Below are 15,514 nucleotides of genomic sequence, written 5' to 3'. Positions count from 1 at the left end.
TTCGGTTGCTGTAGGGTCGGGAGGCCAGTATCATCTGGGCTGCCGACGGCTGATTTCCAAGGCATTTGCCGGGGTGCTGATTTGAAGGCGGCCAAATGGGGCGAAGGATGCCCCCTCCTGGCCGATCTGCCGAACTAAGGGGGCAAGCGCGTGCAGTATAAACTGTTCATCCAGTCGAACGACGAGCAATATCTGGGCGCTTTGGTCGCCGCCTATGCTGCCAAGCGCAACAGCCGCCAACCCGACGCCTTCGACGTCGAGATCATGCATTACAATGATTATCCCTGGCTTGAGGCCCGGGTCGGCCAGCGCTTTTTGCGCGGCCTGGAGCGCCGCCCCTGGGCGCATGACGATTTGCAATCCTTCACGCCGCTGCGTTTCACCCCGCCCAAGACCATGAACTATCAGGGGCGCGCCATCGTCATCGACCCGGACTGCTTCGCCGTGGCCGACATCATGGAACTCTTCACGCGCGACATGCAGGGCGCCGGCGTCATGTGCCGCATACGTCCGCCCCTGAAGGAGATGCCGGCCTATCGCGCTTCCAGTGTTATGCTTCTGGACAATGCCAAGCTCACCCATTGGGATGCCGAGAAGACCTTCAACGAGCTCTTCGAGTTCAAGAAGGATTATCTGAAATGGATCAAGCTCGAATATGAAGCGGATTCCAATGTGGGTCTTTTCGAGCCGGAATGGAACGATTTTGACAAGCTGACGCCGGCCACCAAGATTCTCCACACGACCTATCGCCGGACGCAGCCCTGGAAGACCGGTTTGCCGATCGATTTCACGGTCAGGGCCAAGCCAGAAAAATCGGCCTCATTGGTGAAGAGCGTCCTCAAGTCGCTGAAGAAAAGCCTTGGCGGGACCAAGCCGGGACGCACAAAAGACGGCTTTTACCAGCCGCATCCTGATCCCAATCAAGAAAAGCTGTTCTTTACGCTGGTCAGCGAGATGCTGGCCAAGGGCCTCATCGACGAGAAGCTGGTCGAGCGCGAGATGGCGCAGAATCACGTGCGGCACGACGCCCTCGATCTGTGTCGCAGGCTGGCGGCGTAACCCGCCCCCAAGCGGCGACGGATCGTCGCTGCGGCGGAATGGTGAATTGAGACAAATGGCCGTGTTCCGGCAGTTTGTCCACAGCGGACGGAGTGCCGCGGAACGAATTGGAGAGGAACATCATGTTGGCGGCGACAGTGGCGACACAAGCACCTCGCATGTTGGAGAGCGTGCGCTCGGATCAAGTCATGACCGAACCCTATCCGCACCATGTTCGGCAGAACGCCGTTCCAGTCGACATCTACCAGCAATTGGAAGCCGAGTTTCCCGATCTGGCGACCATTCTCAATGGCCGCCAGGAAGTGGGCAGCAATGTCGCCGTCCGCATGACGGTGAAGCAGGTCCTGGGCGACAAACGCATTTCGCCGCTCTGGCGGTCTTTTTTCGAGTATCACACCTCGAATGATTACTGGCGCCATGTGACGCGGCTGTTCGGCGACCATTTCCGCCGCACCTTTCCCGGCCTCGAGGAGAAGATGGGCCGCCGCTTTGAAGACTGGCGCGCGGTTCCGCGCGGTTTCGGCGGCGATGCGGAAATCCGCCTAGACTGCCAGTTCGTCATGAACACGCCGGTGAAGGAAGTGACCAGCGTGAAGACGCCGCATGTCGATCTTTGCGACAAGATCTTCTCGGCGCTCTTTTATTTCCGCGATCCCCGCGACAACGTCACCGGCGGCGATCTCGACATCTATGCCTGGAAGCGCGCGCCGCGCTTCATCAAGCATCGCTCGATCGAGCGGGATGTGGAATTGATCAAGACCGTGCCCTATGCCGCCAACACCTATCTCTGCTTTCTCAATTCCGAGAACGCGGTTCATGGCGTCAGCCCGCGGGGGATTACCGATGTTCCGCGCCGCTATATCAATTTCATCGCCGAATTGCCGATCAAGGCGTTCGAGCCCAAGCAGCTCAACAAGCTGCAGCGCCTGATCTTCGCGGACGAGGTCCGTGAGGCGGCGCAGGACGACAAGTACTAACGGAACGCAAGCAGCAAAGGGCGCCGTTCCCGACAGGGATGGCGCCCTTTTTTGTCTCAGTCGACGTGATCGAGCGCGCTCGCCACGTCGGTCGGTTTGGCGTTTTTCTTGTGCGCGCGGTCGATGGCCAGGATCCAGAACGTCCGGCTGCCGTGATAGAGCGCGGTCAGGATCTGCCAGGCCGTGATCAGGTAGAAAGCCTCCAGCGCGAAGCCCAGCACATAGCCCAGAATGAACATCGGCAGCGTGATGTTGCGCCGCGCGATGAAAGTCCGCATGCGACCATCGAGCTTGGAATGGGTGTGGAAGGCCCGTTGGAAGAAGCGCGGATAGATTTTCAGGATCAGGCGGTCGATCACGTAGAAGGCGACCACCAGAATGGCAGCGGTGCCGAGTGGCGAATCCCAATCCAGCGTGCCGCCGCCGATGCCATACGCCCAGGCGACATACCAGAAGGGCGGATGGACCATGTCGAGGCCGTGATCCAGAAAATTGCCGATGCGTGAATCGGTAAAGGTCAGGCGGGCGAGCTTGCCATCGACGGAATCGAGGACGCTCATGCCATAGGCCATGGCAAAGCCGGTCCAGAAGCTCCAGGTCTCGCCGATCGCCCAGATCGGGATGGCGCCCAAAGCAAGGATGATGCTGAAGATGGTGACGGTATTGGGATGCACCCGCGCCCGCGCCAGCGGTCCCACCAATACCCAGACCAGTGGCGGATAGACATAGCGCGTGAAGAAATCGGTCGAGCCCTTGTAGTTCGACCAGAACATGAATTTCTCGACCTTCGCCGCCTTCTCGGGCGTCTCGATCCGGAACAGGTAATAGGGGATGGTCCGGCGCAGCTTGCGGATGAAGCCGTTGAACTCGTCCTGTTGATAGGGGCGCAAGGTGCCGTCGGCGGTCAGCTTCTCGGCAAGGTCCGTCAGATCGGTTGCCGCGATCTGGCGTCCGGCGAGGCGACCCGGTTCCGCACGCAGGAGCGCGGCGCGTTCCTCGTTCTTGGGCGCCAGCACGGCGACGGAATCGGCCAACGGCACCAAGGCGGCGTGAAGCCGCGCATCGGGGAGCGTGGCACCGTCCAGCAGCAGGACCGGTTCATTGCCGGCCTGCGCCAGAAAGGCCGTGAGGCGGGTTGCGAAATCGCCAGGGGCTTGGCGCCATTCAATGGCGAAAGCGGCATCCAGGCTGGAATCGATCCGCGGTTTGGCACCGTCCGCGCCCAGATCAACCACGATCCGGGTCGGTCGCGGCAGAGACCGCTTCAGCGCCTGGAGATGGCGTTCAACCAGGGTGAGACCAAATATCTTCGGCACCCGCCCACAAGCGGCGGCATCAATCCAAACCAGCATTTTTCAAGGATTCCTGGGGCATGTCATCGTCGCGTCATACACGCGATTCGCCGCCCCCTCAAGCATTCCCGGTGAAATGTAACAGGAATAATATCCTTTAATCGCGCTTGTCCAGCCGCGTTTTCCACAGGCTTTGGACGCGCTCCAGCACCGCCGCCAATTCCTGCGCGGGTGTCGGCAAGGATGATATCTCCGACGGCGATGGGCTGGGCGCCTTGAGGGGCTGAGCGATGCCCGTACTGATCAGTCGTTTCAGCAACTGCCCGATGTCGCGACGAGGGCGGGCTTTGCCGCGCCGCGTCCAGGCGTCATAGATCTGATCGCGGAAATCCGGCGGCAACCCGGCATCCAGGCGGCTCTTGCGGCGCAGGCGCCAATTCCGCGACAGGGCCGCTTTCAGGCCCGGCTTTTGCTTCGGCGGGATCTTCGGCAGGTCGAAAAGATAGATCGGCTTTCGTCGTGTCGCGGCCTCCGCCACCATCGAAGCGCTGTCGATGGTGACGACAAAATCGTCGGCCAGCGCCAGCAAGGCTTGATATGGATTGTCGCTGCCGGCCGCGAAGGGCATCAGCAGATGATGCTGTGGATTGTTCAAACCACCCCGCAGGCGCGCGGTGACTTCCGGCGGCGTGCGCGGCGAGGTGGTGACCAGCAGGCTGCCGCCCTGTTGCCGGTGCCAATCGGCAAGTTCGCCCAGCAATTGCTCGGCTTCTTCCGCGCCGAAGGCGAGTTGCGGCGATGGCCCTCCGATCAGGATTGCATGCCAGGGTCGCGGCATGCGGGCGAAGCGTTCGTGCCAGCGCGCGGCGGCCCGGCCCAGCTCCTCGCCGTCGACGAAAACAATCGGCAGGCTGATTTCCATCACATTGGGTGCCGGCGGCAGATTGTATTGCGGGGTGGTGACCACGAGGTCGAAGAGGCCGAGATCTGTACGCGGCCGCCCGAGATGGATGTGCAGCGGATTGATCCCGGCCGCCCGCGCCTGTTCGCGAATCCAGCGTGTCACCGGCACCGAGCGGCGGCCGATGGCGATGATCGCCTCCGGCCAGGGCGCTTCCAATCTGTCGCTCGCCGTCGCATCGACACCGATCAGGCTGGCGCCGCGATCCTTGAACTCGATCTTTTCGGCCGCGTCATAGCGGATCTGCTTGACCTCTGTCGGCCAACCGAGCGCGCGGCCGAGAGCCAGGACCTGGGAATTGTCGCCGGTGCGCTCGCCCAGAATGAGCCAGGTTCGTGGTGGTCGCGTAGCTGCGGGATTGGTAAGAGCGGACATGATGGCCGGACCTTAGCAATCGAATCGGAGAGCGCCAAGGATTGAACCGTTTTCCCACATCCGGAGACAAACAATCGCCATTAGACCGCCATCCCGCCAAAATCCGGTCGTAATCATCTGGTAGGAAATGACTTCGCCGACGCTATAATCGCGATCGCGTTCGACCGGGGGATGGCTGGTCGGAGCGTAACGCGGCGCCAGCGCCAAAACTCGTACCGCAGGAATTCAGACATGCGCGTGCCCAGCCTCCGCTTCGGCTTGTTCGTCCTTCCCTTCATTGTCCTCGCTTTTCTCCTCCTCAGATCGTTTCCCGTTTCAGCCGCGGAAATCGGCGACATCGCCAAGGAGGCCGCTACCTACCGCGCCGAATTGCTGAAGGACGCAATCGGGGACGACGTGGCGCGCATTCCGCTCATCAACACCCAGGCGGCGATCGAGGCTGGCGCCGGGCGCTTCCGCGAGGCGGCGGCGCTCTATGAACGCGCGATCGGCCTTGGCGACGAAAGCTATGAAACCTGGATGGCGCTGGCCGACGCCCATAAGGGCGCCGATCGCTGGCGACAGGCCGGGCTTGCCGCCTATCGCGCCTATGTCGAGACCGAGGATTATCAGCGCCAGGGCGAGGCACTCAACAAGGTCGGCGGATTCTTCGACCGCCTCGGTGATTTTGAACTGGCCTTGGCAGCTTATGATGCGGCAAACCGCTATACCTATGACCAGGAAGCCTATGCCCGCGCCGATCAGTTGCGCACGATGCTGGCCTTTGCCGTTGCCGGCACGAAGCTCAACACCGAGGGCGAGACGCCGGAAGCCTGTGTCGAGTTCCGCAGCGAACTGGCCGCGACCGATGCCACAACCTACAGCGATTTCATCCGTATCGAACCGGAGACCCAGGTCTCATACCGTGTTTCCGGTACGCAGCTTTGCATCGGCGACCTTGCCTTTGGCACCGGCTACAAGCTGACGATCCTGCAGGGACTGCCGTCGCTTTATGGCGACAAGCTCGCAAAGAACGAGGAATGGTCGTTCTCGATCGGTGATCGCGCACCCTCGATCGGTTTTCGCAACCAGGCCTATGTCCTGCCCAAGATCGGTAGCACCGGCGTTCCGGTCATCAGTGTCAATATCGACAAGGTCAAGTTGCGCCTTTTGCGCATCAACGACCGCAACCTGATCAACGAGCTCTATGAAGGCCGCTTCCTCAACAATCTCGAGGAATACGACCGCGAACGCATCGCCGAACAATCCGGCGCCGAAATCTGGACCGGCGAGATGGACGTGACGCGCGAGCGGAACAAGCGCGTCGTCACCGCTTTCCCGCTGGATGAAGTGGTGCCGGAAACGGAACCCGGCATCTACATCCTGATGGCGCGCAATGCCGCCGACGAGCAGGACCCGGAAGATTACAATTGGCGCTGGCAGCCGCAGGCCACGCAATGGCTGGTGGTTTCGGATCTCGGCCTTACCACCTTTGCCGGGGCAAGCGGCCTCGACGTGCAGGCGCGGTCGCTGGAAAGCGGCCGGCCGCTGCATCGGATGGAACTGCAATTGCTCGCGCGCAACAACGAGATCCTGGCGACCGCGACGACCGACACGGCGGGCCTTGCGCATTTCGATCCGGGCTTGCTGCGCGGCGAGGGCGGGCGACGGGCGACGGCGATCATGGCCTTCCGCCGCGATGGCGATTTCAGCTTCCTCGATATCAGCGGCCCGGCCTTCGATCTTTCCGATCGCGGTGTCGGCGGGCGCGCCATGCCGGGGGATCTCGATCTCTTCTTCTATACCGATCGTGGCGTCTATCGCCCCGGCGAGACGGCGCATGTCATGGCGCTTTCGCGCGATCCCGCTGCCCTGTCGGTGCCGAAGCAGAAGCTGACCTTCCGCCTGCTGCGTCCGGACGGGGTCGAGGCACGGCGCTTCGTCGATGTCGAGGACACCGGCGGCGCCTATCACCTCGCGATCGATTTCGCGGCGACGGCGCGTACCGGCGGCTGGTCGGTCGAGGCCTATCTCGATCCCGAAGGCGACCCCATCGCCAGCACCAGCTTCCTGGTGGAAGAGGTGGTGCCGGCGCGGATCGAGGCAACGCTCACGCCGGCCGACGCACCATTGGTGCCGCCGGAACCGCTCCCGGTCCAGATTCATGCCAAGTATCTCTATGGTGCGCCCGCTGCAAATCTGACGGTGAAAGGCGAGGTCGTCATCGCCGCCGATCCGAAGCCATTCCCGGAATGGCCCGGCTATACCTTCGGTCTCGACGGCGAGAAGATGGATCCGGTCCGCCTCAGCTATGACGACATGACGACCAATACCGCCGGTCATCTCGAAATCGATATGTCGTTCGATGAGGTGCCCGAGGCGCAGGTTCCGCTGGCGGCCACCTTGCGCGTCGAAATCTATGAGTTCGGCGGGCGGCCGGTGATCGAGACGGTGACCAAACCGATCCGCGATCGCGAACTCTATCTCGGCATCAAGCCGCAATTCCCCGATGACCAGGTTCAGCAGGGCAGCGAGGCGGGCTTCGAGGTGATCGCCCTCGACCGCGACGGGAAGCCCGTGGCGAAGCCGGGCCTTGCCTATCGCCTGGTGAAGGAGGATTGGGATTACGTCTGGTATTACCGCGATAACCGCTGGGACTATGATTACATCGTGCGGGATTCGGATGCCAGCAACGGCACCCTCGATATCGCTGCCGCTCAGCCGGGCAAAGTGGACGTCCATGTCGATTGGGGCCGCTATCGGTTGGAAGTCTTCGATCCCGAAAGCGGCGTTGCCAGTTCGCATCGCTTCTATGCCGGCTGGTGGGCCCAGCCCGGGACCGGCGGCACGCCGGACAAGCTCCAGGTCGTCGCGGACAAGGAAAGCTATGCAGCGGACGACACCGCCGAAATTCATCTGACGGCCCCCTTTGCGGGCGAAGCGCAGGTGACCATCGCCACCGACCGCATCGTTGACACCTTCCCGGTCTCGATCCCGGAAGATGGCAAGACCATCAAGGTGCGGATCGACAAGGATTGGGGGGCGGGCGCCTATGTGCTGGTCAATGCCTTCCGTGCGGGTGAGGGACAGGAACGTGGGCCGGGCCGTGCGATCGGCCTCACATGGCTCGCTATCGACCCGGCACCCCGCACGCTCAATGTCGCAATGACGGTGCCGGAATTCATCGAGCCGCGACAACGCGTCGAGATTCCGGTGACGGTTACCAATCTTGCCGGCAAGCAGGCCTATCTCACTTTGGCCGCGGTGGATGAGGGCGTGCTGCAACTGACCGATTTCGCAACCCCGGATCCAATCGGCCATTATTTCGGCAAGCGTCGCCTGGGCGTCGAGATCCGCGATCTCTATGGCCAATTGATCGATGGGCGCGAAGGTGCGCGCGGACAGATCCGCAGCGGTGGCGACGGTGAAGGCCTCGCCAAGCGTGGGGCACCCAAGCAGATGAAGCTGGTGGCACTCTTCTCCGGCATCGTCGAGTTGGATGCCGAGGGGAAGGTGATCGTTCCGCTCGACGTGCCCGATTACAATGGCCGCCTGCGATTGATGGCTGTCGCCTGGGACAGCGCCAATGTCGGTGCTGCCGAAGCCGGTCTTGTGGTCCGGGATCCGGTGGTGACGCTGGCGACTGCGCCGCGTTTCCTGGCACCCAGCGACAAGGGCAGCCTGTCCTTTGCTGTGCAGAACGTGGCCGGCGGGGCTGGTCTTTACGCGATCAAGCTCACTGCCAGTGACAATCTGCGTCTCACCGGTGAGACGAGCTGGTCCAAGGAACTGGCGGTTGGCGCCAGTGCCGAATGGCGCGTCGATCTGGCCGCTGCGGGTCTGGGTGACGGCTATGTCGAGATGTCGTTGACGGGCCCGGATAACTTCACGCTGTCACGGCGCATCGAATTGCCGGTGCGGGCGGCTCAGCCAGCCGTCACGCAGACGCTGACGCAGCGATTGCTGCCCGGCGAGCCGCTCCGCGTGTCCGGGGCGGCATTGGGAGACTTCCTGCCGGAGACGGCGGATCTGAAACTTTCCTTCAGTGCCACACCCAATCTCGACGTACAGACGGTCTTGGCATCGCTCTATCACTATCCCTATGGCTGCGTGGAACAGACGACCTCGGTGGCCTTCCCGATGCTCTTTGCCAATGAACTGGCTGAGCGCTGGAGCCTCGACAAGGAAGTGGTGGCGGGCGACGAGAAGCGCGTGCAGGCTGCGATCGGCCGTATTCTCGAACGCCAGCGCGGCGACGGTCTGTTCGGTCTCTGGTCCAGCTATTCCAACTCGGACAACTGGCTGAGCGCCTTCGTCATGGATTTCCTGACCCGCGCCAAGGAACAGGGTTATGACGTGCCCGACATCGCCTATCGCCAGGGCATCGAGGCGCTGGGCTTTGTCGTGACCTCCTATAACGACGAATCCGCCAACAATCTGGCGGCACGTGCCTATGCCCATTACGTCATGTCGCGGGCAGGGCAGGGACGACTCAGCGATCTTCGCTATCTCGCCGACAATTATCTCGACCGCATGCCTTCCGGCCTCGCTCTGGCGCAGCTCGGCACGGCGCTTGCGTTGCACGGAGACATGGCGCGGGCGGGGCTAGCTTTCGACGCGGCCATCGTGGCGGCCAATCGTGCAAGACGCCCTTTGCTCGATTACGGCTCGGATCTGCGTGATTGGGGCGGCATCATCGCGCTGATGGCGGAAGCCAAACTGCCCGGCTATGACGCGGCGGCTTATCTCGACCGCCTCGCCAGTCTGCAGAGTAGCCGTCGGTATTTGAGCACCCAGGAACAGGTCTGGCTGTTGCTGGCCGCCAAGGCGACGTCGTCCTCGACTCAGCCGCAGGTGAGCATCGCCCGCGACGCGGCGGATGCGGTGCCGCAGGCCAAGCCCTATATGCTGACCCTGGCCAGTGCGGAATTGGGAGCAGCCACGACCTTCGTCAACAAGGGCAGCGAGCCGGTCTATGCCAAGGCCTCGGCCAGTGGCGTGCCCTTTGCCGAACTGCCGCCGGAGGAGAGCGGGTTCACCATCAGCCGCAGCTTCTATCATCTCGACGGCAGTCCCGCCGACCTCGCCAAGGTGAAGCAGAACGACGTGCTGGTCGTGCTGGTGGGTGGCGAACTGACCGCACGGCACCAGCGCCGCGCGCTGGTGGTCGATCTGCTGCCGGCCGGCTTCGAGATCGAGAACACGCGGCTGAGCGATGCGCGGCAGACCAGCGAGTTGTCCTGGGTCAGCGAACTTACCATGCCGACCTATGCCGAATTCCTGGACGACCGCTATATCGCGGCGCTCGATCTCAATGGCGATGCCGACAACCGGCGCTTTACCGTGGGCTACATGGTGCGCGCGGTGACGCCCGGCACGTTCACCATGCCGGCACCGGCGGTTGAAGACATGTACGCCCCCGAGATCCGCGCCCGCGGCGCCCGGGGTTCCGTCACGATCTCCGCCTATCGCTGAGCGGCGATGCGGTGGTGGCGACATCGGCGTTCTAAAACCCTCCCCCTGCAGGGGGAGGCCCCTTTGTATTCCCTCCCCCTGCAGGGGGAGGGTGGGGTGGGGGCATGGAAGCGAAGATTCCATCGCACCGGGACTGAACGATGCCCCCCTCCCGACCTCCCCCCTAAAGGGGGGAGGAGAAGCAGGACATGGCTCGTCGCCATCGGTAGTGTGCTTGTTCTACTGCTCGCAACGGTACTTGCTCTCGATCACCTCTATCCGCCGTTCCAGGGCCGGCTGCGCGATCAATCCACCCTGGTGCTGGCATCCGATGGGCAGGTGCTGCGCGCCTTTGCGACGGCGGATGGCGCCTGGCGTTTTCCGACCGAGGTATCGCGGGTCGATCCCAAATTCCTGCGCTACCTGAAGGCCTACGAGGATCAGCGTTTCGATCTTCATCCTGGCATCGATCCATTGGCGATGCTGCGCGCAGCGGGGCAGGCGATGGCGCATGGCGAGATCGTGTCGGGTGCCTCGACGCTTACCATGCAGACCGCGCGTCTTCTGGAACCGCGGCGGCGCAATTTGGCAGCCAAGGCCATCGAAACCCTGCGCGCCTTGCAATTGACCTATCGCTGGGGCCGCGACCGGGTGCTCGATACTTATCTGACGCTGGCACCCTATGGCGGCAATTTGGAAGGCATCCGCGCTGCGAGCCTCGCTTATTTCGCCAAGGAGCCGAGCCACCTCACGGAAGCCGAGGCGGCCTTGCTCGTGGTTCTGCCGCAAAGCCCCGAACGCCTACGTCCGGACCGGTATCCCGCCGCAGCGCGGGTGGCGCGGGACAAGGTGTTGGCGCGGCTGCTGGTCGCCGGCGAGATCGACGCGGCGAGTTACGAGGCGGCTTTGGCGGAAGCCGTGCCGCAACGCCGCCGTCCGGCCCTGGCCGACGCGCCGCATCTGGCCGAGCGTTTGCGTGGCGCACATCCGGGTCAATCCGAAATCACGACCCATATCGACCGGGCTTTGCAAGTGCGGCTTCAGGACATGCTGCGCAAGACCGCGCGCAATCTTGAACCCGGTGCGACGATCGCCGCTTTGGTGGTGCAGAATGACGGCCGCAAGGTGCGGGCCTATCTCGGTTCGGCGGATTATTTCGACCGCCTGCAATTCGGTCCCATCGACATGGTACAAGCGGTGCGCTCGCCCGGCTCTGCGCTGAAACCCTTCATTTACGGCATGGCCTTCGATCAGCTTGCCGTGCATCCGGAAACGATCATGGTCGATCAGCCGATGCGCTTTGGCGATTACGCGCCGGAGAATTTCGATCATCTGTTCCGCGGCGAGATCCCGGCGCGCGAAGCCTTGCAATTGTCGCTCAATCTGCCGGCGGTGGCGCTGATGGACGCGGTGGGGGCGCCGCCTTTCGCGCGGCGCCTCGCCGATGCCGGCTATCCGCTGATCTTGCCCAAGGATGCCGGCCGGCCGGGCCTCCCCATCGCATTGGGCGGCGTCGGTGTCACGCTGGAGCGGATGGTTGGTCTCTATGCCGCGCTCGCCGATGAAGGTCGTGCCCTGCCGCTCAGCTTTGCCGCGGATCGGCAACAGCCGGCTGCCACGCATTTATTGGGCGCACTCGGTGCCTATTATGTCACCGACATTCTTGAAGATACACCGCCGCCACCCTCCTGGCTGGCGGCCGGCAATCGCCGCCAGGGCAGCCGCATCGCCTACAAGACCGGAACCTCCTATGGCTATCGCGATGCCTGGGCCCTCGGCTATACGCATGATTACACGATCGGTGTCTGGGTCGGCCGGCCGGACGGCTCGTTCTCGGCCGGGCGCATGGGCCGCGACGCGGCTGCACCCTTGCTGTTCGAAATCTTCGATCAACTGCCGCAAAGCGGCAGCGCCCTGGCACTCTCGCCCCCGGAAGGCGCCTTGCTGGTCAGCCAGAACGCCTTGCCCGCCAATCTCCGCCGCTTCAAGACGGCGCAGGATTTCACCTCGCCGATATCGGAACGCGCCAGACTCCGCATCGCCTTTCCGCTGGACGGGGCCACCATGATGCTGGCGATGAAAGCGGACAGCGCCTTGCCTTTCGTGTTGAAGGCCGAGGGCGGCAAGCTGCCTTTGCGCTGGATGGTGAATGGCAGGGCCGTGGGCTCACAGCCCTATCTGCGCCAGACGCAATGGGATCCAGACGGCAAGGGCGCCCACCGCGTCACGGTGATCGATGCCGCGGGCCAGTCGACCAGCGCAGAAATCTGGCTGAAGTAGAGTCGCCTATTTCCGCAGGCCTTCGCGGGTGAGGTCATCCATCACCTCGACGATGCTCTGCCGCAGGATCGCGACCGCGTCGTCGATCTGCGCGCGGTTGATGATAAGGGGCGGCGAGAGAACGACCAGGTGACCCAGGGGCCGCGCCAGTAGGCCCTTGGCCTGGCATTTCTCGAAAATGCGGCGGCCCACTTCCCATTCCACCGGCGGCACGGTCTTGTTCTTCTTGTCGGCGGTGCATTCGACGCAGACCATGAAATGGCTGCCGCGCACGTCGCCCACCACGTCAAGCTCGGCGAGGGTGCTGAGCTGCTCATGGAAATAGGGGCCGACCTTGCGCACATGGCCGCAGATATCCTCGCGTTCGAAAATGTCCAGATTGGCCATGCCGGCGGCGCAGGAAACCGGATGCGCCGAATAGGTATAGCCATTGGCGAAGACCTGGCCGCGCCCGGCCTTGTCGGTCAGCGTCGAATAAAGACGGTCCGAGACGATCATGGCGCCCAGCGGGACATAACCCGAAGTGAGGCCCTTGGCGCTGGTGATGATGTCGGGCTCGATGTCGAAGACGTGTTTCGAGGCGAAGATATGTCCCAAGCGCCCGAAGCCGGTGACCACTTCGTCCGAGATGTAGAGCACGTCGTATTTGCGGCACACTTCCCAGGTCCGCTTCTGATAGCCCGGCGGCGGCACGATCACGCCGCCCGAAGCCAGCAGCGGCTCGGCGATGAAGCAGGCGACATTATCCGGGCCGAGTTCCAGGATCTTGTCCTCGAGGTCCTTCACCTTGGCGTCGCAGAAAGCTTCCAGCGACATGCCCTCGGGGCGGCGATAGGGGTTGGGCGCGGGCAGGTGATGGATGAAGCCGGTCTCGAGATCCATATTGCCGCGATCGGCCGGTTTCCCCGAGACGGAGGCGGTGAGATAGGTCGAGCCGTGATAGGCGTATTCCCGCGTGATGATCTGCTTCTTCGTCTTGCGGCCGTGGAAGTTGTTGAAGAAATGGACGAAGCGCAAAGCGGAATCGACCGCCGTCGAGCCGCCGGTGGTGAAGAAGACGTGCTTGAGATCGCCTGGGGTATGCTGGGTCAGTCGGTGCGCGAACTCGATCGCGGGCGGATTGCCGATCTGGCCGAAGGGCGAGAAATAGGCCATCCGCTTGGCTTGCGCCGCCATGGCATCGGCGATTTCATCGCGGCCATAGCCGGCATTGACGCACCACATGCCGCCGATCCCGTCGAGCAGCTTCTGGCCATGGACATTGTAGACATAGGCGCCTTCGGCCTGCGCCACGATCAGCGGTTCCCGCTCCTTGACCGTGCCGAGATCCACCCAGGGATGGATCAGATGGTCGCGATCCTTGGTGGCGAGATCGATCGCGTCGAAGCCGAAATTGCTGGACATGGAATTCTCCGGAAAGCGCGGGGTGGTATCAATTGGTCGATTTGAGGAGTTGCTTGGCCTTGGCCATGTCGTCGTCGCTCATCTGCCGGGTGACATCGTTCAGCATCGATTTCGCCTGGATCGCTACCGCCTGGTTGGGATTGACCTCGAGCCCTTGTGCCTTGCCCTCGCTGGCCAGTGTCAGCCAGCGATAGGATTCGGCCAGGTTCTGCGGCACACCCTGGCTGCGGAAATAGAGCACGCCGGTTTGATACTGGCCCTTCGCGTTTCCGGCTTCGGCGGCGCGCTGATACCATTTCAGGGCTTCGACATCGTCCTGGGGAATGCCCTGGCCGAAATCGTACATCTGGCCGACCAGCACCTGCATGTTGCTGTCGCCCGCATCGCCCAGCGCCTTGAAGATGGCCAGCGCCTGTTGCGGGTCGCCACGTTCGAACGCGGCCCAGCCATCGGCGGCCGTCGCACCCGCGGGCGCCACCGCCGGCGCGGCGGCAGGGGTCGCTGCGGTCGCCGCCGTCGTTGTCGCGGGGGCAGGTGCCGCCGGAATCTGGCCATCGGTCGGAATCTCGATGATGCCGGGTTGCGCGGCTATGGGGGCGGGCGGCGTGGTGGTGGCCGGGCCGCAGCGGCGATAGGCGATGCCGATCATCGATTTCGGCATCGTGTCCGGAATGGTGACGATGATCATGCGGTCGGCGCCGTTGCGCTGATAGGTATAGGTCTGGCCCGACCCGTCGCTGGCGGTCGAGGTGACGACGATATTGTCGCCGGTGATCTGGTAGCTGGCACTCATGCGTACGGCGACCTCGCCGTCGAACCAGCTCAGCGTTTCGGATTCGGTGAACTCGATACCGCCGCCCTTCGGGCAGCCGAGCGAGGGCCCTTGCCATTGCCCGATCAGCCAATTGCCGTCGCTGCGCGGTGCCGCCGGTGGGACGGCAATTGCCGCCTGCTGGGTCGGCGCCGCAGGCTGAGCGGGTGCCGCCGGCACCGCACTGCCGGTCGCCGGCATGGTGACTGTCTCGCCGCCGCCGATATCGAGTGCGACACCCTGCTCCGGGAAGGCCGCCGGTGCGGTTTCGGCGGCAGTGTTGCCTGATTCCATGCCGGTGATGACCAGATCGCTATCCGCGGCACTCGGCGCGGGAGCAGCCGTGGCGGCCTGGCCTGTGCTTTCAGACGCTGTGCTTTCAGCCGGCACCGCCACGGAGCCGGTGGTGGTTGGCGCGACGAAGGTCGGTGCCGCGGCGGCTGCTGCAGGCGCCGTGCTCGGCCGCAATTGACGCAGCAGCGAGACGGATTGCTGGTCGCCCAGTGCCGCGGCACGTTCATACCATTGCCGCGCCATATCAACGTCATAGGGCAGGCCGTGCCCAGTCGCATATTGATTGCCGAGGTTGCGCATGGCTAGCGGCAGGCCTTGCTGCGCGGCCATCTCATACCAGCGGGCAGCCTCGAAATTATCTTCCTGGACACCGAGGCCATGGTCGTAAAGGGCGCCGATACTGTTCTGGGCAACCGCGTCGCCGGCATCTGCCAGGGGGCGCCAGGCTTCCAAAGCGGCGGCGAAATCGCCCCGGTAATAAGCGTCGACCCCCGTCTGGTAATCGGCCATGGCCGGTTCCGGACGGCTTACCGCCGCCCCCATTGCCACTGCCAGCCCGAGAAACCCACAGATCGCCGCCTTGCGCGCGAATCGGCGCGTGATTCCGATCACAATTGCCCCCAAATTC

8 protein-coding genes and 2 pseudogenes are annotated in these 15,514 nt (G+C 63.3%); 6 read left to right on the top strand and 4 right to left on the bottom strand.

What is annotated here, in order from left to right:
• Positions 1–150 precede the first annotated feature (150 nt).
• Positions 151–1,059, top strand: coding sequence for a hypothetical protein (locus ACE3PR_RS19660; RefSeq protein ID WP_374375563.1), 909 nt, complete (start codon positions 151–153; stop codon positions 1,057–1,059).
• A 188-nt stretch (positions 1,060–1,247) separates the two neighbouring features.
• Positions 1,248–2,036, top strand: a complete 789-nt coding sequence (locus tag ACE3PR_RS19655) for a hypothetical protein (RefSeq protein ID WP_374375560.1) — start codon at positions 1,248–1,250, stop codon at positions 2,034–2,036.
• Positions 2,037–2,092: 56 nt separating this feature from the next.
• Here ACE3PR_RS19655 and ACE3PR_RS19650 read toward each other — a convergent pair whose 3' ends face one another.
• Positions 2,093–3,388, bottom strand: a complete 1,296-nt coding sequence (locus ACE3PR_RS19650) for a CDP-alcohol phosphatidyltransferase family protein (RefSeq protein WP_374375558.1) — start codon at positions 3,386–3,388, stop codon at positions 2,093–2,095.
• Between the two features lie 97 nt (positions 3,389–3,485).
• The gene (locus ACE3PR_RS19645; RefSeq protein WP_374375556.1) at positions 3,486–4,664 is read right to left on the bottom strand and encodes a mitochondrial fission ELM1 family protein; all 1,179 of its coding nucleotides are present in this window, start codon (positions 4,662–4,664) and stop codon (positions 3,486–3,488) included.
• A gap of 171 nt (positions 4,665–4,835) precedes the next feature.
• On the opposite strand from ACE3PR_RS19645, the pseudogene ACE3PR_RS19640 reads away from it, so the two are divergent.
• The 4 genes and pseudogenes from ACE3PR_RS19640 to pbpC all read left to right on the top strand — a co-directional run.
• Positions 4,836–7,406 (top strand): annotated as a pseudogene (locus ACE3PR_RS19640) (MG2 domain-containing protein); the annotation flags it as partial.
• Positions 7,407–7,514: 108 nt separating this feature from the next.
• Positions 7,515–7,919: pseudogene (locus ACE3PR_RS19635) on the top strand (hypothetical protein); the annotation flags it as partial.
• 183 nt (positions 7,920–8,102) lie between these two features.
• Positions 8,103–10,118 (top strand): alpha-2-macroglobulin, encoded by a 2,016-nt coding sequence (locus tag ACE3PR_RS19630; RefSeq protein ID WP_374375639.1) that lies wholly within the window; start codon positions 8,103–8,105, stop codon positions 10,116–10,118.
• A 210-nt stretch (positions 10,119–10,328) separates the two neighbouring features.
• The gene (pbpC, locus tag ACE3PR_RS19625; RefSeq protein WP_374375554.1) at positions 10,329–12,377 is read left to right on the top strand and encodes a penicillin-binding protein 1C; all 2,049 of its coding nucleotides are present in this window, start codon (positions 10,329–10,331) and stop codon (positions 12,375–12,377) included.
• Between the two features lie 6 nt (positions 12,378–12,383).
• Here the strand turns inward: pbpC and ACE3PR_RS19620 are convergent, their stop codons facing one another.
• Positions 12,384–13,781, bottom strand: coding sequence for an aminotransferase (locus ACE3PR_RS19620; protein WP_374375552.1), 1,398 nt, complete (start codon positions 13,779–13,781; stop codon positions 12,384–12,386).
• Between the two features lie 28 nt (positions 13,782–13,809).
• Positions 13,810–15,498: a tetratricopeptide repeat protein gene (locus ACE3PR_RS19615; RefSeq protein WP_374375550.1), complete on the bottom strand. Its 1,689-nt coding sequence runs from the start codon at positions 15,496–15,498 to the stop codon at positions 13,810–13,812.
• Between the last annotated feature and the right edge of the window lie 16 nt (positions 15,499–15,514).

The sequence above is a fragment of the Dongia sp. genome, from assembly GCF_041909655.1.
Lineage (GTDB): Bacteria > Pseudomonadota > Alphaproteobacteria > Dongiales > Dongiaceae > Dongia.
This window is presented reverse-complemented; position numbering and strand designations above follow the sequence as displayed.